Raw genomic sequence first — 18,163 nt, forward strand, 5'->3', positions numbered from 1 at the left:
GCCCGCAGATTCTTCACCCGCGGCGTCAGCCCGCAGATTCCTCACCGATGGTGGGGCCGAGGAGGTCGTCGGCGTCGGTGATCCGGTAAGCGTAGCCCTGTTCGGCGAGGAAGCGCTGGCGGTGGGCGGCGTAGTCGGCGTCGAGGGTGTCGCGGGAGACCACCGAATAGAAGTGTGCTTGGCCGCCATCGGATTTCGGTCGCAATAGGCGTCCGAGACGCTGCGCCTCTTCCTGCCGGGAACCGAAGGTGCCCGACACTTGCACGGCCACCGACGCCTCGGGTAGATCGATCGAGAAGTTGGCGACCTTGGACACCACGAGGGTCTGCAACTCGCCGGATCGGAAGCGGTCGAACAGGGCCTCGCGCTCCTTGTTCTTGGTCGACCCCTGGATCACCGGGGCATCGAGTTCGCGGCCGAGCTCCTCGAGCTGGTCGATGTAGGCGCCGATGACCAGCGTCTGAGAGTCGCTGTGGCGCGCCAGGATCGACCGCACGACGTTGACCTTGGTGTGCGCGGTCGAGCAGAGCTTGTACTTCGCCTCGTTCTCGGCGACGGCGTACTGCAGTCGCTCCTCGTCGGTGAGGGTCACCCGCACCTCGATGCACTCGGCGGGCGCGATCCAGCCCTGGGCCTCGATGTCCTTCCACGGCGCGTCATAGCGCTTGGGGCCGATGAGCGAGAACACGTCGCCCTCGCGGCCGTCCTCGCGGACCAGGGTGGCGGTGAGGCCGAGTCGTCGGCGGGACTGCAGGTCGGCGGTCATCCGGAAGACCGGCGCCGGGAGCAGGTGCACCTCGTCGTAGATGATCAGACCCCAGTCGCGGGAGTCGAAGAGATCGAGATTCTTGTACTCGCCCTTGGACTTTCGCGTCATCACCTGATAGGTGGCGATGGTCACCGGGCGGATCTCCTTGCGCTCACCCGAATACTCGCCGATCTCGTCCTCGGTCAGGGTGGTGCGGGCGACCAGCTCCCGCTTCCACTGACGTCCCGCGACGGTGTTGGTGACCAGGATGAGGGTGGTGGCACCGGCCTTGGCCATCGCGGCCGCGCCGACCATCGTCTTGCCCGCACCGCACGGCAGCACCACGACGCCCGAGCCGCCCGCCCAGAACGAGTCGGCGGCCATCTCCTGGTAGTCGCGCAGATGCCAGTCGCCCTGGTCGAGGCCGATCGGATGTGCCTCCCCGTCGACGTAACCCGCGAGGTCCTCGGCCGGCCAGCCGACCTTGAGCAGGATCTGCTTGAGTCGTCCGCGCTCGGACGGGTGCACGACGACGGTGTCGTCGTCGAGGCGGGCGCCGAGCATCGGGGCGACCTTCTTGTTGCGCAGGATCTCCTCGAGCACCGCACGGTCGAGGCTCACCAGCGTCAGTCCGTGGACGGGGCTCTTCACCAGCTGCAGGCGGCCGAAGCGGCCCATGGTGTCGACGATGTCCATCAGCAGCGGTTGTGGCACCGCGTAGCGAGAGTAGGTGACCAGCGCGTCGACCACCTGCTCGGCGTCGTGGCCGGCCGCGCGCGCGTTCCACAGAGCCAGCGGCGTCACCCGGTAGGTGTGCACGTGTTCGGGTGCGCGTTCGAGCTCGGCAAACGGGGCGATCGCTGCGCGGGCGGACGCCGAGTCGGGGTGATCGACCTCGAGCAGCAGCGTCTTGTCGGATTGCACGATCAGGGGTCCATCGGTCACCCGATCCATTGTCCAGGTGACTGCACGTCGCGTCGAATCCCGACAGCGCTCTCCACCACGACGACAGCGCTCTCCAGCACGCCGACGGCGCCTCGTCGAGCGCTGTCGGGACTGAGTCGAGCGCTGTCGGGACTGAGTGGAGCGCTGTGGGCGCTGTGACGAGCGCTGTCGGGACTGAGTCGAGCGCTGTGGGCGAAATAGTGGGCGCTGTCGGCGCGGTGGAGGGCGCTGTCGGCATGCACCGGGGGTCCGGACGCGGCGTATGTCTGGAAGCGGCCGCGGGGAGATGGCCGATATGACCGAATCGGACGAGCCTCGAAACATCCCGAGGCAAAGGGAGTTTCGCTGTCGTGCCGGACGGCGTACGCTATCCGGAGTACGGTCCTCCGGATATTGGTCCGTGGATCACCACACCAGGTCGGTGCATCGCACCGACGCGTCCACCGCACGTCGACAAAGAGCGAGTCCCTCGAATGTCCTCACCTGTCTCCCCCTCCGCCGAACCCGATCCCCGGCGGTGGAAGGCCCTCGTCTTCATCTGTCTGGCCCAGCTGATGGTGGTCCTCGACGGCACCGTCGTCCAGATCGCCCTGCCCGACGCCAAGGTCGACCTCGGTATCAGCGACGCCAACCAACAGTGGGTCATCACAGCCTACGCGCTGGCCTTCGGTGGTCTGCTCCTGTTCGGCGGACGCATCGCCGACCTGTGGGGTCGTCGACGTGCGCTGATGGTCGGTCTCGTCGGTTTCGCCTTCGCCTCCGCGCTGGGCGGGGCGGCGGTCAACCAGGGGATGCTGTTCGGCGCGCGGGCGCTGCAGGGTGCGTTCGGCGCGCTTCTCGCCCCGGCCGCATTGTCGCTGCTGACCGTGATGTTCACCGCGCCCAAGGAACGCGCCCGCGCCTTCGGTGTCTTCGGTGCGATCGCCGGTGGTGGCGCCGCGGTCGGCCTGCTGCTCGGTGGTCTGCTCACCCAGACCCTCGACTGGCGCTGGACGATGTACATCAACGTGGTCTTCGCCGCCGTCGCCCTGTTCGGTGCGATCGTCGAGATCAAGGAGCCGCCGCGGGCCCACGACAACGCCACCCACCTCGACGTCCTCGGCGTCGTCCTGGGCGGCGGGGGACTGGCCCTGGTGGTCTACGGTTTCAGTCGTGCGGCCGAGGAAGGCTGGAGTGACACCGGAACCGTCATCTGCCTGATCGCCGCGGTGGTACTGCTCGCCGCATTCGTCGGATGGCAGGCGCGCTACCGACATCCGTTGCTGCCCTTGCGGGTTGTCGCCGACCGCGCGCGCGGCGGAGCGTATCTGAGTGTCGCCATGTCGGTGATCGCGATGTTCGGCTCGTTCCTGTTCCTTACGCTCTACATGCAAGTGGTGCACCACTATTCGCCGCTGAGCGCCGGAGTTGCCTTCTTGCCCATGGTCGGTGGCATGCTGATCGGCTCCACCCAGATCGCGGCGCGCCTCATCACCCGGGTGCCGCCACGATTCCTGCTGGTGCCGGGTGCGCTCATCGCGGCCTGCGGAATGCTTCTGCTGAGCCAGATCTCGGCCGACTCCACCCGATACTGGAGCGTGATCTTCCCGGCTTTGTTCCTGCTCGGCTGCGGGATGGGCACGGTGTTCATGACCTCGATGAATCTCGCCACCTACGGCGTCGAGCCACGCGACGCCGGTGTGGCGTCTGCGATGGTCAACACCTCACAGCAGGTCGGCGGAGCCATCGGTACGGCCCTGCTGAACACGATCGCCGCCACCGCGACGGCCTCCTACATCACCGGCCACATGGCCTCGGTGCACGGACCGGCCGACGCGAAGGTGTTGCAGGCGCAGGCCATGGTCCACGGTCAGAGCATCGGATTCTATGTTGCCGCAGCCATTCTCGCGGGCGTGGCGCTGGTGGCCGGGGTCCTGATCAACGTCCGGCGGCCGATCGGCGACGCACATGAGGCCGAGCCGGTCGCGGTGGCCGCGGGCTGACCCGGGCGCTGATCGTTCGGCGCAGGTCAGCCGTCGAGCAGCTCGACGCTGGTGATGCGATGCAGCGAGAACCGCTGCTCGTCGTCGGTGCCGTCCTCGATCCCGATGAGCTGACCGGCGCCGAGGGTCTGCGGGGACACCACATGCCTCGACGCGCTGCCGTGCGCGTCGACGTAGCCGACGCGTAGTTTCCGGTTAGCGCGCAACGCCAATCGGATCAGCGCGGTCGTCGGCTCGCCACCCCCGGTGGCCCGCACCGACGCCGAGGCAGGCCCGGCTGCGGGGGTGGCGACCGCGGCACGATCACCCGAGCGCACCCGGCCGACGACGGCGGCGATCTGATCGGGGCCGAGCGCCGCGCGACGTGGTGCCGCGGCCGGATGCCGCCGTGCGCGATTGGTGGCGACCCGGCTTCCACGGTCACGCATGTCGACGAGCTCACCCGCCGAATCCTCACCGGCCGGGGCGAATCCGGCGGCGCGCAACACCTCGAGCACATCACGGATCTCGCTGGGCGACACCGCGACCGTGGGTGCCAGCGCGCGGAGTGCCAGACGTTCGGTGGCATCACTGCGCAACACCGCCGCGAGGGTCGCCGCGTCTTCGCACCGGATGAACGACGAGGCGATCCCGACCCGGAGCGCCCCGTGCCGGCGCGCCACGTCCTCGATCAGATAGGTCAGCGACTGCGGCACCGGAGTGCGCGAATGCGTCGTGAACATGGTGATCAGTTCGTTGCTGGATCGGCCGGCATCGAGCGCGCGGCGCACACTGTCCTCGCTGATCCGGTACACCGATGCGGCGCCGCCGGATTCGAGATCGGCAACCATCTCCACCTGTTCGGCGAGTTCGGCGGTCATCGGTCCGGGCACGGTGATCGTCAGATCGGCCTGGGTGAGGAAGTGATCGACAGGGGCCGGCAAGGCCTTGCGCATGGCGGCGAGTACCGCCGAATCGTCGTCGGCGGGATCGGCGTCAAGTACCGCCCGCCCGACCGTGGTCAACGCGTGATGCCCGACGACGCCGACCGCGCGCGCCTCGTCGAGCGTCGCGCCGACCACCCGCGAGGTGAGACGACGCATCTGGTGCGGGTGATCCCAGCCGAGGGTGGCCACGAGCCCGGCAACCGACACCGGTGTCGCCGGCGCCGTCTGCCGCACCGCGGTGAGGACGGTGCGACGCACGGTCGGGGCGTGGGAGTCGTAGATCTCGGCCGACAGCGCGGGGATCGTGGTGCCGTCGCGGTCCGGCTCGCCGACCTGCCAGGCGTTGCGCGGCATCGTCAGCCAGGCCTCGAGCAGAGTGTGCCACTGGCGTTCCGGCGGCTGGTGCAGCCAGGTGTCCGACGTCGTGGTCGGGGCGAAGGCGTGCTCGCCGGTGTCGCCGGCCGGTGGGGGATCGGGAAAACCGGAGTCGATCAATCGTGCGTGACCGAGGAGCTCGACGATCAGTGCGAGCCTGGGCTGATCGAGACCGGTGGTCTTGCTCAGACGGCGCAACTCGCGCACGCCGAGGGCCCCCGACCGTAGGATCGCCGCCGGTGCCGCCCCCAGCGCGCGGAGCACCGTGGTGGCGTGCCGGATCAGTTCCAGCGCCTCGCCACCACCTGCGGCGTCGATGTCGCGGGCCGAGAACCGGCGCGGCGCCGACGAATCGTCGGGTAGCGGTCGCGCGAGGGTGTCGGTGCGCAGGGCCGGTTCGCCCCGCAGCAACTGCCCGGATTGTGCGGGGAGCTCGACGGTCTGGTGATCGATCCGAGCGAGCAGACCGTCGGCGATCAGGCGTGCGACCGGCGACTGCGGGTCGGCGTCGGGTGCGGCATCGCGACTGCGGCCCAGCGCCGGCCCCCGGGAGAGCGCCGCCAGCAATTCGCGTTGCCGCTCGTCGAGGGTGTCGAGACGCGAGCACAGGTCCTCGGGTGTCATGTGTGCGAGAGGGCCTGTCAGGTGCAGCCCGCGCCACGGCAGCGCCGAGGTGGCATTGGCGGCGACGTGCAGGGCGTCGTCGGGGCCCCAGATCAGGGCCAGTCGTCGCAGGTGGTCGATGCGCTCGAGGATGTCGTCGTGCTCGGCGCGATCGGACAGCGCGTCGAGCACCGACGCCGCCGACACCGTTGCCGAAGCCGGTGGGCCCGAGGAGATGATCACCTCGAGCACGGCGACGTCGAGCAGGTCGAGGCGCTCGCCCGCGAGTGCGACCGACGCCGCGGAGAGCGCGCGTTGCGCGAGGACCCGGCTGCCCTGCGGGGGCGGCGAGGCGAGATCGGGACGCAGCGTGAACAGATCCGCCAATTGATCGTCGGTGCGCGAGATCAGGTCGCCGGCAAGCCCGTCGGCCCGATCATCGGAACTCATTCGGCCGATTCTACCGAGCGCGCCGCGCGACCCCTTGTCACGCGGGCAGGTTCAGCAGTGCCGGGGTCGACACTTCCTTGTCGTCGCCGCTGTCGCCGTTGCCGACCTGGCCCGCGGAGTTGCGACCCCAGCAGTAGATCGAGGTCTCGTTGACGACCGCGCAGGTCGTGCCCAGCACGGTCTCGACGGCGGAGACGGTTCCCGACAGGGCGGTGATCTGGGTCGGCGAGGTGGTCGCCGACCCGGAGCCGATGCCGAGTTGCTGTCCCTCGTTGTCTCCCCAGCAGAACAACTTGCCCTGCGACACCGCGCAGGTCGAACCCCAACCGGTGTTGATCTGGGTGACCCCGGTCAGTCCGACGACCGGCGTCGGGGTGTGCTGGGCGTTCTTGGTGCCGTCGCCGATCTGGCCGTACCGGTTGTCGCCCCAGCAGTAGGCCTCGCCCGACGCCGACGCGCACACGGTGATGTATTGGTTCGGGTCATCGGTCACGCCGTAGGTGCCGACCGAGATGGAGTCGGCGCCGGTGACGGCGACCTTCTGCGGGGTGTTGGCCCGCGTGGTGGCCCCGGTGCCGAGCTGGCCGCTGTCGTTGTTGCCCCAGCAGTAGACCGCATCGGCGGTGGCGCAGGTGGTGCCCTGCGCGGTCGCGACGCCGGTGACGGTGCCGTTCAGCCCGGTCACCTCGGTGGGGGTGGAGGTCTTGTCGGTGACCGATTCCACGCCGACCTGGCCGTCGTCGTTGTCGCCCCAGCAGTACAACTTGCCCCCGGCGACCGCGCAGGTGCTGCCGTAACCGGTGGCGATCGCCGTCACCGTGCCGGACAGTCCGGTCACCGGCGTCGGGGTCTGGGCGTCGGAGGTGGTGCCGGTGCCGAGCTGGCCGAAGTTGTTGTCGCCCCAGCAGAAGGCCTGGCCGCCCGAGATCGCGCAGGCGGAGGTCTTGAAGTCCTTGTCGGTGTCGGTGTAGCCGCCCAACGACACCGCGGTCACGTCGGGGAGATTGATCTTGACCGGGGTGGTCGACGCGGTAGTACCGCCGTTGGCGAGCTGATTGTCGTAATTGGCTCCCCAGCAATACAACTGCTTGGCCGAGATGCCGCAGCTGGAGTTGCCGAAGACGGCGAGCACCGTGGGATGTCCACCGGCCGTTGGCTGATCATCGTCACCGCGGAAAGCGCCTGCGGCGAAGGCGATGCCGAGTCCGACGACGAGCAGCACCACGACGGCGGCCGCCGCCAGTGAGACGATCAGGCCGGTGCGCTTCTTCTTGGGGGCTGGTGGTCCGGAGAGCGGATAGCCGGCGCCGATGAGATGCGGTGGCGTTCCGGGCGGGAACGTCGGGGGCATGCCGCCGGTCGGTGCGGGCGCGCCGAACGGTACCGACTGATATGGCGAATTCGGTTGCGACGGTGGATTGTTGGCGACAGTCGGACCACCCGGCGCGTAGCCGCCGGGCATCGGGGACGGCGTCTGGCCGGGGTAGGACGGGTTCTGGTTTGCCGCCGGGTTCGGATGCGAGGGGCTCGGATGCGACGGCGGCGGTGTCGAATAGGACGGCGGCGGTGTCGAATAGGACGGCGGCGGTGTCGGCTGCGACGGTGGCACGGTGGGCTGGGAGTACGGCCGATTTGCCCCGACGAAAGGTCCTGCCGCCGGGTTCGACTGGTGCGGTGCCGGTGTGGGGTTACCCCGCCCCTCGAATGCTTGACCTCGACCCTCGAATGCTTGACGCAGCGCAGTCGAGAACGACCGGCAGTCGGGGTAGCGCTCGGCGGGATTCTTCGACAATGCCTTCGCGATCACCGGATCGAGGGCGCCGAGGTCGGGGCGTAGCGAGCTGATCGGCGGGATCTGTTTGGTCAGATGCGCCATGACCAGCGCCGAGGGTGTGGTGGTGGTGAACGGGGCCTGCCCGGTCAGGAGCTGGAAGACGGTGCACGCCAACGAATACTGGTCGGAGGAGGCCGATGCGTCGTGGCCTTCGATCACCTCGGGCGCACAGTAGGCCAGCGTGCCGATGAAGGCGCTCGTCGCGGTCAGCGACGTCGAGTTGACGAGTTTGGCGATGCCGAAGTCCAGGACGGTGACCCGAGCGATCTGACCGTGTTCGTCGCGGCTGACGAAGATGTTGGCCGGTTTGACGTCGCGGTGGATGATGTTGCGCCGGTGGGCGTAATCGAGGGCGTCGGCGACACGGGTGGTCACCTCGATCACGTCCGACGGGGAGATCGCACCATGGGTGAGGTCGGCGCCCTCGAGGTAGTTCATGGTGAACCACGGGGTGCCGTCGGTGTTGATGCCGTACTGGTGGATCGAGATGATGCTGGGGTGATCGAGCGCCGCGGTGGTGCGCGCCTCGTTGGTGAAGCGCCGCTGGAAGTCGGGGTCGTGCGCACCGGCCAGCGAGATGACCTTCAGGGCTTCCCGTCGCAGCAACTGCGGGTTCTCGACGAGGTACACCTCACCCATCCCGCCCGAACCCAGCAGGGACACCACCTTGTATCCGGCGACCTGCGAACCTGGACTCAGAGGCACGATTCTTCCTTTGATCGGGGGTGGACCGCTGGCCTGTGACCTTACCCAACGTGCTCTGAGATCGGCTTTCTTATCATTCGAACGATGGGTCCACGACGTGGCGTCGGGGCTGAAGTCGACGTGGCGTCGGGGCTGATGACGTGGATGTCGGTGACCAAACGGTGAGCGTGCCGCGTGCCGCGGAGGTCGCCGTGGCACAATATGCGCGTGGCTGAGAGCAATTCGAAGAAGCACTACGTGGACAACGGCTGGCCGAAGGCCTCCGACGGCGACGGTCCCGAGCACGCGGTCTCGGAGTTCGCGGCCGCTCTGCCCGGCGCGTTGTCCCCGTTCGGCGAGGTGGAGTTCCCACTTCCGGCCGACGAGGTCAACTACATCAACCCCAAGACGGTCATCAACCGCTGAGCGCGGTGACCGAGTGCGTGCGGTGACCGATCCGCAGTCCGCTGCCCGGTTGTCCCACGTCGACGACTCGGGTACGGCCCGCATGGTCGATGTAGGGGACAAGTCGGTCACCCACCGCCGCGCCGTTGCCGGCGGCACCTTTCGTACCAGCACCACCGTCATCGACCTGCTGACCTCGTCGTCGCTGCCGAAGGGTGACGTTCTCGCCACCGCGCGGATCGCCGGGATCATGGCGGCCAAACGCACCGATTCACTCATCCCGCTCTGTCATCAGCTGGCGCTGTCGTCGGTCGACGTCGACTTCACGATCGGCGCCGACCACATCGACGTGACGGCCTCGGTCATCACCGCGGGCCGGACCGGCGTGGAGATGGAGGCGCTGACCGCGGTGGCGGTGGCCGGACTCACGCTGCACGACATGGTCAAGGCCGTCGACCGCCACGCCCGCATGGACGGAATCCGGCTGCTCGAGAAGTCCGGCGGACGGTCCGGGGACTGGCACCGAGAAGACGACGGCGGGACTCACACCGACCCCGGGACGCAACCATGAGCACGCAGCGCGTCGCGCGGATCGTCGTCGCCTCCACCCGGGCCTCCCGTGGTGCCTATCCCGATCGCACGGGCCCGATCATCGCCGAGTGGCTCGCCGACCACGGGTTTTCTGTCGACGAGCTCGACGTCGTCGCCGACGGCCCGCCGGTGGGTGACGCGATCCGGGCCGCGATCTACGCCGACGTCGACCTCGTCCTCACCACCGGTGGAACCGGGCTCGCCCCGACCGACCGGACTCCCGAACAAACCCGGCCGCTGCTCGACATCGAGATCCCCGGTCTCGCCGACGCCATCCGCACCGCCGGGCTGCCGCAGGTACCGACCGCGGTGCTCTCCCGCGGCACCGCCGGGGTCGCCGGCACCACGCTGGTGGTCAATCTGCCCGGCTCGACCGGCGGTGTGCGCGACGGACTTTCGGTCCTCGCCACCGTCGTCGACCACGCTCTCGACCAGATTCGCGGTGGCGACCACTGATGCCGGGCCGTCACTGATGCCGGGCTGTCGCAGATGAGCGCTGCCACTCCGGTGGAGGTGTACACGGAGGTGAGCGTCGACCCGATCGCACTCGCCGACCACGAGGCCCGCGTCGTCGCGGCTGCTGACGGACATGCCGGCGCGGTCGTGGGGTTCGTCGGCGCGGTCCGCGACCACGACGGCGGCCGCGCGGTGACGAGCCTGTCGTATTCGGCGCATCCGGACGCCCCGCGCGTGCTCACCGAGGTGGTCACCGAGGTCTGTGCGGCCGCCGACGGCGTCCGGGCGGTCGCGGTCTCCCATCGGGTGGGTGACCTGTCGGTCGGCGACGTCGCCTTCGTCGTCGCCGTAGCCGCCGATCACCGGGCCGAGGCGTTCGCGTTGTGCGCGCGACTCGTCGATGAGGTCAAGGCGCGCATACCGGTGTGGAAACACCAGTTCTTCGGCGACGGAACCGACGAGTGGGTCGGGTCGGCCTGATCACGGTCACCACCTGATACCGGTCACCACCGACACAGCCCCCCGACAATTGGAAAAGGGCCCCGCACGGCGTCGAGCAACGTGCGGGGCCCTTCGTCAGGGCTGAACCGATCGGGTTCAGGGGAGCGGGACGAGTCCCTTGTTCTCGTTGAACAGACGCAGCTGATCCGGGGTGAGCTGGTAGCCGCTGTCCTTGGCGGCCTTGAGCAGGTTCTGCACCTCCGGGCTGACTCCGGCCTGGCTGACCTGATCGATCGCCTGGTCGGTGCTGGTGGCATTCGGGGTGTTCGCGAGACCCTTGGCGGGCGCCTGGGGCGCATCCAGGCGCGGGGTGTCGGCGGGAGCGGTGCGCGGGGTGGCGCCCGACAACCCGGTGCCGCAGACCGGCCATGCGCCCTTGCCCTGGGTGGCCAGGACACGCTCGGCGACGGTGATCTGCTGCTCCTTGGAGGCCTGGTCGGCGCTCGGCGCGAACTGGGTGCCACCGTTGGCGGCCCACGTGCTCGGGCTGAACTGGAGTCCGCCCTGGTAGCCGTTGCCGGTGTTGATGGCCCAGTTGCCACCGGACTCGCACTGGGCGACCTGATCCCACTCGGAATCGGAGGCGGCATGTGCCGAGCCGGTGCCCAGCAGGGCCGCGCCGCCGCCGAGAACGGCTCCGGTCAGCGCGATCTTCGCGAAGGTCTTGGTTGCGGTGGTGGTCGACGGCTTGCGGTGACGTCCGGACATAAGTCGAATTACCTCTCTCCACGCGCCTGCGAGGTCAGCTGTCGGGTTCGAGCGAGAGGTGCTCGGTCACGATCGCCGTGCGGCGACCGGACTTAACCCCAAGGGCGTCTGTCGACGTCCGTTCTTCCTTGCGGAAGAGGGTGGGTCCCCCGTCCTCGTTCCAAGATGTGTGCTCGTCATTCCACCGGAGGAACGAGGCTCGGCGCGACCGGTGGAAATCTTGGTGTGTTGTTTGCTGTGCTGTGACCTTCTGTGAAGGACGCTTCGTACAGTACGACGTCTGAGAGCGGGAATCACCCCGTCCTGACAACCCATTTTCGGCGTGCCGGTGGGCCTTTGGGCCCTGTTTCGGTGTCCGTGCAGTTCACGGGCGTGACGCCCGGTTCGTGTCCATCTCGTTATTGACTCGTGATGTGAGCAAGGTCACAAGCGGGTCAGGTGTGTCAACCCCCGGCGAACGGGGGGAGAACGTCGATCGTGTGCGTCGGACCGAGGCGCCGCGTGCGGTCGCACAGCGCGATCTCGTCGCGCAGATACGAGCACCGCTCCAGCACCCGCGCCAACTCCGGATTGTCGGCTGCCAGAATGTGTTCGAGCTCACCGAGGGTGATGTTCTCGGCAATGTCCAGCACGTCGGATTCGGTCTTCGCGGCGGCGGACGCGGCAGCGAAATAACGGACCGTCACACGCATCCGCTCAGCCCCCGATCGCCGACATCGGACGGTCCGGCTGGCGGAATCCGGCGGTGTTGACCGCGTGCCCGGCGCGCTTGGCCCAGGTGTTCTCCCGCCACAATTGCGCGATCCGACGATCGACATCGCGCTCGTCGTCACCACCGCCCCGCAGCACGGGCATCAGCGAGGTCTCGGCGTCGGCGAACAGGCAGTTGCGCAGCGCCCCGTCCGCGGTCAGCCGGGTCCGGTCGCAGTCACCACAGAACGGACGCGTCACCGACGCGATGACGCCGATGCGCGCAGGTGCTCCGCGGGCGTCGGTGTGGCCATCGACGAGGAAGGTCTCCGCAGGCGCACCTCCACGCGGCACGGTGTCGGGACGCAACCGGAGATGCGCCGACAGCACGTCGAGGATCTCCGTCGCGGTGACCATCCGCGACCGATCCCACCGATGTCCGGCGTCGAGCGGCATCTGCTCGATGATCCGCAGCTGATATCCGGCGTCGAGGCAGAACCGGGCGAGGTCGACCAGTCCGTCCAGGTCCCGACGATCGGGGACGACCGCGTTCACCTTGATCGGATACAACCCCGCGCGACGCGCGGCGTCGAGGCCGGCGAGGACGTCGGGCAGCCGGTCACGTCGGGTGATCTCGGCGAACCGGGCGGGATCGACGGTGTCCAGCGAGACATTGATGCGCGTCAGCCCGGCCTCGACCAGACCGGCGGCACGGCGCGTCAACCCGAGGCCGTTGGTCGTCATCGCGATCTCCGGGCGCTGCGGCAGCGAGGTGACGGCAGCGATGATGTCCTCGAGATCACGGCGCAGCAGCGGCTCGCCGCCGGTGAACCGGACGGTGCGGATGCCGAGGTCGGCCACCGCGATCCGCAACACCCGGATGAACTCGGCGGTGGTCATCACCGACGCGGTCGGCAACCAATCGAGGCCCTCGGCGGGCATGCAGTAGTCGCAGCGTAGATTGCAGCGGTCGGTCACCGACACCCGCAGGTCGGTGGCCACCCGTCCGAACGTGTCACGCAGCGGCCCGGACGTGGGTGCGGTCGACGCCCCGGACCGCGACTCGTCGGCGGAGCGTGTCAGCACCGACGGGAGTGGTAGGCCCAGGTCGACGACGGTCATCGCCGCGTGGGGTCGTCGTCGGGTATCCGTGCCTGCAGAGCACGAAAAGTGCTGGCGTGGAACACGAGTGGCTCGACCTCCGGGTCGGCGTCGAGGCGCCGGATGCGCAGCAGCACCAGCAGGTGATCGCCGGCGGGGATCTCACTTTCGATCGTGCACGACAGGTGAGCGGCCGCGCCCGGGATGAACAGGGCTCCGTCGTCGGAGCCGAGCGGCTCGATACCGTCGAACCGTCGCGGTGCCGGACCGGCGAGCTGGCGGCACAACTGCGCCTGGTCGTGGGCGAACACGCTGACACCGACGGTCCCGGCATCACGCAGCCGCGGCCACGTCGTCGAGGTGTTCTGCACGCACACGCTCACCAGCGGCGGATCCAGCGACACCGACGTGAACGCGCTCGCGGCCATCCCGACCAGTTCCGGGCCGGCCGAGTCGGTGGGCTCGTGGGACTCGGAGGACTCGGGCGCGCAACGATGGCAGCAGACCGCGACCACCCCGGACGGAAAACAGCTGTACGCCCGTTTCAGCGCACCCTCGTCCGATGCCGGCGCGAGAGCGGCGTGGGTAGCGATCACCGAGGGTCGATCGACGGAAGCCGACACACGATCACCGGGCCCCGCGGCCCGACCGCAACGCATAGACCACGCCCAGCAAGAAACCCAGCGGGGCGCACATCGTCAACAGATACACCGCGGTCGGGGCGGTCTCGCCGTGATCGGCCACGGGGGTGACGAACAGCGCGATGATCGCGAGTACCCCGATCACAAAGACCACACCCGCCACCTGCAGCAGCCGCGAAGGCGACGACCCGCCTACTCCCGGCGTCAGCGAGCGACGGGCGCCGCGTGCATCCGGCCCGCTCGCTTCGCTCCCGGCGCCGACCACACCCGGCCCGCTCGCTTCGCTCCCGGCGCCGACCACACCCGGCCCGCTCGCTTCGCTCCCGGCGCCGACCACACCCGGCCCGCTCGCTTCGCTCCCGGCGCCGTGCTTCCTCTCCATGGTTTCCACGGTAGAGCACCCCGGGCGAACATGACGGTGTCGTGCCCGGTCAGAGCGGGCCTCACGCTGCCTCGAGAAACCGTTTTGCCCATTGGTTAGACTGGCATCACCAGGCGCCTTGCTCATTGTCGTGGGTCAGGGCGCCCTTTCATGTGGTGGATCGACCACATGCAACAACGACGTTCGAGTGAAGGTGAGCACAGTGCCGAGCGGCAAGGTGAAGTGGTACGACGCCGAGAAGGGCTTCGGTTTTCTCGCACAAGAGGGCGGCGAGGACGTGTACGTGCGTTCGTCGGCGCTGCCCGACGGCGTCGAGGCGCTCAAGCCCGGCCAGCGGGTGGAGTTCGGGATGGCCGCCGGCCGTCGGGGCCCGCAGGCGTTGACCGTCACCGTGCTCGAACCCGCGCCCAGCGTCACCAAGAACACCCGCGAAGCCGCGCGCAAAGAGGTCAAGCGGCACAGCCCTGACGAACTGCACGGCATGGTCGCCGACCTCATCACTCTTCTCGAGGGCAAGGTGCAGCCGGATCTGCGCAAGGGCCGCTACCCGGATCGCAAGACCGCACAACGCATTTCCGAGGTCGTGCGCGCCGTCGCCCGCGAGCTCGACAGCTAGGGCATGTCTCCCTGGCTCACCCTCACTTGGGCGGAGCCGTGTCGGCGGCGATGATCCCGCGCGCGATGTCGGTCGACCCGTCCGGGTTGGTCGCCACCGCCGATGCCGCGGTGATCGTCACGCCGAGCAGCACCCGGTCCGGGCGCGACCGCAGGGCGACCGTGTAGGTGGTGTTCGACGCCTGCGGTGATTCCTCCTCCACCAGGCCCTGCGGGGTCCAGTAGAGGGTCGTGAGATTCCACGGCGCCTTGGCGACCGTCTCCGACACCGACAGCAGCGCCGTCGAGTTCAGGGGGATCGGTACCCGCGGGGTCGTGCGTTGCGGCTGATCCCGCGGCGGGGTGCACTCGCGCACGAACACATCACACCAACGGGCCGGTTGCACCGTGTGGAGGTCGCCGCCGACGGCGAGCTGGATGTATGCGTCGTCCTTGTCCTTGCCGGTGTTGCCGGCCACCAGGATGCCGACACCTGCTGCGACGACGACCACGAACGCGACGGCCACTGCGACGATGATCGCGATCGCCTTCTTCTCACCGGGGTTGACCACGCTCTAGTGATATCCCATCCGCTTGGTGGGCTGAGCACCCGGTCCGGAAGCGTCGCGGGACGACGGACCCCGCGCCGGGCCCGCCGGCCGGTGCGGGCGGGCCGGCGCCGACCCCGGATCCGCCGGTGGGCCTCCCGGATGACCGTCCGGGCGATCCGGACGGACCGCCGCATGTCGCTGCGTCGGATGGCTGTAGGCCGGTGTACCGAGATCGGCGAACGACATGGTCGGCTCGGCGTGCTCGGGACGCTCACCGCCGAGGCCGGGGACCAGGGAGCGTCCGCGGTCGGTCATCACCGTCTGCGCGAGTCCGAGCCCGAGGAGCACCGAGACGACGGTGAACCCCACCCACAGCGTCGTCGGCAACAGCACACCCAGAGCGGCGCCGAGGACCCAGCACAGCTGCAGCACCGTCTCCGACCGGCCGAACGCCGACGCCCGCGACTGCTCGGGCAGATCGTCCTGGATCGACGAATCGAGGCACACCTTGCCGATCGCGCTGGTGCCGGAGGCGACCAGTGCGGTCGCCGTCGCCAGCACGATGTTGCCGAACACCGCCGCAAGTACGGCCATCACAAAACATGCGGCCGTCGAATACAGCACGATCTTCGACGGGTCGCGCAACTGCAGACGCGTGCCGACCCCGTTGCCGATGGCGTTGCCCACCCCCGCCGCCGCACCGACCGCGCCGATCGTCGCGAGCTGCTTCCAATCGGAGTGCACGCCCTGCTGGGACTTGGCATAGAAGGCGATGTAGAGCGTCAGGAAGCCGGTGAGGATGCGGATGGTGCCGTTACCCCACAGCGCGGCGACCACCTTGCGTCCGAGGGGCTGGCGCATCTTCGCGGCCAGCGCCTTGGCCCCGCCGCGCACGCCCGCCCGTCCCGGCGCCGCGGTTGCGTTGTGCGGGGCGTGATAGGTCAACGTCGCCGGGATCTCGCCCTCGGTGACCTCTACCCACGAGGGGATACGCATGCACAGGTACGCGCCGAATGCGGCGATGACCGCCAGCCAGAGCATGGCGCCGGGCAGGTGCCACGGCAGCGCCTTCGCCAACAACACCTCGAACAGTGCGGCCACCGCGCCGCCGACGATGGTGCCGCCGACCAGCCCGAACATCGTCAGCCGGGAGTTCACCCGTGGCAGGTCGATCGTCGGGGGCACCACCCGTGGGGTGACCGCCGACTTGAGCACCCCGAACGATTTGGACAGCACGAGCAGACCCAGCGCGCAGGGATAGAGGACCCACGGGTCGTAATTGAGCTGATCGGCAACCGGATCCCAGCTGACATTGGTCATGATCAGCAGGGCCAGCACCACCCGGGCACCGAAGGTGGTGGCCATCGCGATCCGACGCCCCTGCTGCAGTCGGTCGAGCAACGGCCCGATCAACGGCGCGATCAGCGCGAACGGTGCGATGGTGAGCGCCAGATACAGCGCCACCGACACCTTGGACTGTCCGGTGGCCGCCGAGAAGAAGAGGGTGTTGGCCAACGCGACCGCCATCGCCGCGTCGACGGCGAAGTTCACGATCACCGGCAGGGTCAGCGCGGTCAGCCCGGACTGATCGGCGCCGTCGGCGGTGGCCGCCTGATGGATCTTGCCGAGCCCCTTCGCGGTCAGCTGCCTGCTGCGCATCGCGGCCACCCGCGCGACCGTGATCTTCTTCGGGGCCTCCGGCGTCGGATCGGTCGGCAGGGCCTGCGTCCGATGACCGCCCGCACCCGACGCGTGGTGGGGATCGGTCGGCGCGTCGTCGAGGGGCGGCAGGTGCGGATTATGGGTCCGCGGCGGCAGATACGCCTCGCCGCGATTGCCGCCCGGCGGATTGCCGTGCGACGGGATTCGCGTCGGGGTGGCTCGGCGGCGGGCGCCGTCGGCCGGATAATTCGCGGCCCCGGGGTGGTCGACAGGGTCGCGTCGGGTACGCGCGGCGGCCGCAGGGCCCGTGGTGCCCGCGGGCGCGGCGGCGCTGTCCTTCGACTTCCGTCCGATCACGCGTCAATTGTTCCTCATCGGCGGACCGGCCCGCCGTATGTGTCGTTCGGAAGTGTCGCGCGCAGCCGCTGTGACCCGCGGTCCCCGGGTGAGGCACACTGGAGGGCGTGACTGGAGTAATGGACGGCCCGCGGTTGCTCGACGCCGTCGAGGTCGCCCGTGCCGCGCTCGTCGAGGACGGGCATGAGCCGGGTGCCCACCGTCAGGCGATCGCCGAAGGTGAGTGGGCTGCAGCGCACTACTTCGACGCCGATCTCACCGGATATCGCGGCTGGCAGTGGTGCGTGGTGGTTGCCGGGGCGCCCGGAACCGACGCGGTCACCGTCAGCGAGGTGGTCCTCCTGCCGGGCGAAGGTGCGCTGCTCGCGCCCGAATGGGTGCCGTGGAGCGAACGCGTCGCGCCCGGCGATCTGACGGCAGGCGACATGCTCGCCGCCGACGCCGACGATCCGCGGCTCGTGCCCAACCATGTCGACACCACGAGTGCCCTGCTCTCCGCGACCGCTGTGCCGGAGGTGGCCGACGACTATCCGGCCGACGACGTCGAGGCATCGGCCCCGGACCCCGAGGACCTGGCCGAGGTGGCCGGCGTACTCGGACTCGGACGTAAGCGGCTGCTCAGCCGGGAGGGCCGCGACGTGGCCGCCCAGCGCTGGTACGACGGCGAGCACGGGCCCGGCGCAGAGATGGCGGTGGCGTCCCCTTTTCCGTGTTGCACCTGCGGTTTCTACATCCCGCTGTCGGGTGCGTTACGGGTGGCTTTCGGCGCGTGCGCCAACGAGTATTCCGCCGACGGCCAGGTGGTCTCGGCCGAATACGGATGCGGGGCGCACTCCGACGTCGTCGCCCCGAGCGGTGAGGGATCACCGGCGTACGACGCCTTCGATGACGGCGTGCTCGAGATCGTTGCGGTCGGCGCCGGTATCGCCGGTGCCGACGGTGAGCCGGACGCGCGGGCCTGACGCCGGAGTTGCCCG

At 69.1% G+C, this 18,163-nt stretch carries 17 protein-coding genes and 1 riboswitch; of the genes, 7 read left to right on the plus strand and 10 right to left on the minus strand.

What is annotated here, in order from left to right; genetic code table 11:
* Window positions 1-25 precede the first annotated feature (25 nt).
* On the minus strand, window positions 26-1,693 hold the full coding sequence (locus QNM97_RS02940) for a DNA repair helicase XPB (protein ID WP_349632346.1): 1,668 nt from the start codon (window positions 1,691-1,693) through the stop codon (window positions 26-28).
* 473 nt (window positions 1,694-2,166) lie between these two features.
* Here QNM97_RS02940 and QNM97_RS02945 point away from each other — a divergent pair, with 473 nt between their 5' ends.
* Complete coding sequence (locus QNM97_RS02945; RefSeq protein ID WP_283821517.1) at window positions 2,167-3,675, plus strand: MFS transporter; 1,509 nt, start codon at window positions 2,167-2,169, stop codon at window positions 3,673-3,675.
* 26 nt (window positions 3,676-3,701) lie between these two features.
* Here QNM97_RS02945 and QNM97_RS02950 read toward each other — a convergent pair whose 3' ends face one another.
* Window positions 3,702-6,029, minus strand: a complete 2,328-nt coding sequence (locus tag QNM97_RS02950) for a helicase-associated domain-containing protein (RefSeq protein ID WP_283821518.1) — start codon at window positions 6,027-6,029, stop codon at window positions 3,702-3,704.
* A 37-nt stretch (window positions 6,030-6,066) separates the two neighbouring features.
* The gene (locus QNM97_RS02955) at window positions 6,067-8,568 is read right to left on the minus strand and encodes a protein kinase domain-containing protein (protein WP_283821519.1); all 2,502 of its coding nucleotides are present in this window, start codon (window positions 8,566-8,568) and stop codon (window positions 6,067-6,069) included.
* 201 nt (window positions 8,569-8,769) lie between these two features.
* On the opposite strand from QNM97_RS02955, the gene QNM97_RS02960 reads away from it, so the two are divergent.
* The 4 genes from QNM97_RS02960 to QNM97_RS02975 are packed head-to-tail and all read left to right on the plus strand — an operon-like array spanning window position 8,770 to window position 10,479.
* Window positions 8,770-8,973: a hypothetical protein gene (locus QNM97_RS02960; RefSeq protein ID WP_014361282.1), complete on the plus strand. Its 204-nt coding sequence runs from the start codon at window positions 8,770-8,772 to the stop codon at window positions 8,971-8,973.
* A gap of 13 nt (window positions 8,974-8,986) precedes the next feature.
* Entirely contained in the window at window positions 8,987-9,523 is a 537-nt protein-coding gene (gene moaC, locus QNM97_RS02965) for a cyclic pyranopterin monophosphate synthase MoaC (protein ID WP_283821521.1), read from the plus strand.
* Complete coding sequence (locus QNM97_RS02970) at window positions 9,520-9,999, plus strand: MogA/MoaB family molybdenum cofactor biosynthesis protein (protein ID WP_208792461.1); 480 nt, start codon at window positions 9,520-9,522, stop codon at window positions 9,997-9,999. The genes moaC and QNM97_RS02970 overlap by 4 nt, the downstream gene beginning before the upstream one ends.
* A gap of 33 nt (window positions 10,000-10,032) precedes the next feature.
* Entirely contained in the window at window positions 10,033-10,479 is a 447-nt protein-coding gene (locus QNM97_RS02975; RefSeq protein ID WP_283821522.1) for a molybdenum cofactor biosynthesis protein MoaE, read from the plus strand.
* Between the two features lie 117 nt (window positions 10,480-10,596).
* Here the strand turns inward: QNM97_RS02975 and QNM97_RS02980 are convergent, their stop codons facing one another.
* The 5 genes from QNM97_RS02980 to QNM97_RS03000 all read right to left on the minus strand — a co-directional run bounded on the left by QNM97_RS02980 (window position 10,597) and on the right by QNM97_RS03000 (window position 13,848).
* Window positions 10,597-11,208: a transglycosylase family protein gene (locus QNM97_RS02980; protein ID WP_006367763.1), complete on the minus strand. Its 612-nt coding sequence runs from the start codon at window positions 11,206-11,208 to the stop codon at window positions 10,597-10,599.
* 7 nt (window positions 11,209-11,215) lie between these two features.
* A riboswitch (cyclic di-AMP (ydaO/yuaA leader) is annotated at window positions 11,216-11,390 on the minus strand.
* Window positions 11,391-11,651: 261 nt separating this feature from the next.
* Window positions 11,652-11,900: a MoaD/ThiS family protein gene (locus QNM97_RS02985; RefSeq protein WP_208792459.1), complete on the minus strand. Its 249-nt coding sequence runs from the start codon at window positions 11,898-11,900 to the stop codon at window positions 11,652-11,654.
* A 4-nt stretch (window positions 11,901-11,904) separates the two neighbouring features.
* On the minus strand, window positions 11,905-13,020 hold the full coding sequence (moaA, locus tag QNM97_RS02990; RefSeq protein ID WP_283821523.1) for a GTP 3',8-cyclase MoaA: 1,116 nt from the start codon (window positions 13,018-13,020) through the stop codon (window positions 11,905-11,907).
* Window positions 13,017-13,595 (minus strand): flavin reductase family protein, encoded by a 579-nt coding sequence (locus QNM97_RS02995; protein ID WP_283821524.1) that lies wholly within the window; start codon window positions 13,593-13,595, stop codon window positions 13,017-13,019. Before QNM97_RS02995 ends, moaA begins: the two co-directional genes overlap by 4 nt.
* 31 nt (window positions 13,596-13,626) lie before the next feature.
* A complete protein-coding gene (locus QNM97_RS03000; protein WP_208796306.1) occupies window positions 13,627-13,848 on the minus strand; it encodes a hypothetical protein in 222 nt (73 codons plus the stop codon).
* Between the two features lie 376 nt (window positions 13,849-14,224).
* Between QNM97_RS03000 and QNM97_RS03005 the strand changes: the two genes are divergently transcribed.
* Window positions 14,225-14,638 (plus strand): cold-shock protein, encoded by a 414-nt coding sequence (locus QNM97_RS03005; protein WP_006367768.1) that lies wholly within the window; start codon window positions 14,225-14,227, stop codon window positions 14,636-14,638.
* A 22-nt stretch (window positions 14,639-14,660) separates the two neighbouring features.
* On the opposite strand, the gene QNM97_RS03010 is transcribed toward QNM97_RS03005, so the two are convergent.
* Window positions 14,661-15,188: a DUF2771 family protein gene (locus QNM97_RS03010; RefSeq protein ID WP_283821525.1), complete on the minus strand. Its 528-nt coding sequence runs from the start codon at window positions 15,186-15,188 to the stop codon at window positions 14,661-14,663.
* 3 nt (window positions 15,189-15,191) lie between these two features.
* On the minus strand, window positions 15,192-17,186 hold the full coding sequence (locus QNM97_RS03015) for an MFS transporter (protein ID WP_283821526.1): 1,995 nt from the start codon (window positions 17,184-17,186) through the stop codon (window positions 15,192-15,194).
* A gap of 119 nt (window positions 17,187-17,305) precedes the next feature.
* On the opposite strand from QNM97_RS03015, the gene QNM97_RS03020 reads away from it, so the two are divergent.
* Window positions 17,306-18,148, plus strand: a complete 843-nt coding sequence (locus tag QNM97_RS03020) for a DUF3027 domain-containing protein (protein WP_283823083.1) — start codon at window positions 17,306-17,308, stop codon at window positions 18,146-18,148.
* The last annotated feature ends 15 nt before the right edge of the window (window positions 18,149-18,163 follow it).

The organism is Gordonia sp. L191 (assembly GCF_030077625.1).
GTDB lineage: Bacteria > Actinomycetota > Actinomycetes > Mycobacteriales > Mycobacteriaceae > Gordonia > Gordonia polyisoprenivorans_A.

Coding starts and splice junctions, on each gene's coding strand:
- QNM97_RS02945 (WP_283821517.1), top strand. CDS start 2,167: ATGTCCTCACCTGTCTCCCCCTCCGCCGAACCCGATCCCCGGCGGTGG.
- QNM97_RS02950 (WP_283821518.1), bottom strand. CDS start 6,029: ATGAGTTCCGATGATCGGGCCGACGGGCTTGCCGGCGACCTGATCTCG.
- QNM97_RS02960 (WP_014361282.1), top strand. CDS start 8,770: ATGCGCGTGGCTGAGAGCAATTCGAAGAAGCACTACGTGGACAACGGC.
- QNM97_RS02970 (WP_208792461.1), top strand. CDS start 9,520: ATGAGCACGCAGCGCGTCGCGCGGATCGTCGTCGCCTCCACCCGGGCC.
- QNM97_RS02975 (WP_283821522.1), top strand. CDS start 10,033: ATGAGCGCTGCCACTCCGGTGGAGGTGTACACGGAGGTGAGCGTCGAC.
- QNM97_RS02980 (WP_006367763.1), bottom strand. CDS start 11,208: ATGTCCGGACGTCACCGCAAGCCGTCGACCACCACCGCAACCAAGACC.
- QNM97_RS02985 (WP_208792459.1), bottom strand. CDS start 11,900: ATGCGTGTGACGGTCCGTTATTTCGCTGCCGCGTCCGCCGCCGCGAAG.
- moaA (WP_283821523.1), bottom strand. CDS start 13,020: ATGACCGTCGTCGACCTGGGCCTACCACTCCCGTCGGTGCTGACACGC.
- QNM97_RS03020 (WP_283823083.1), top strand. CDS start 17,306: ATGGACGGCCCGCGGTTGCTCGACGCCGTCGAGGTCGCCCGTGCCGCG.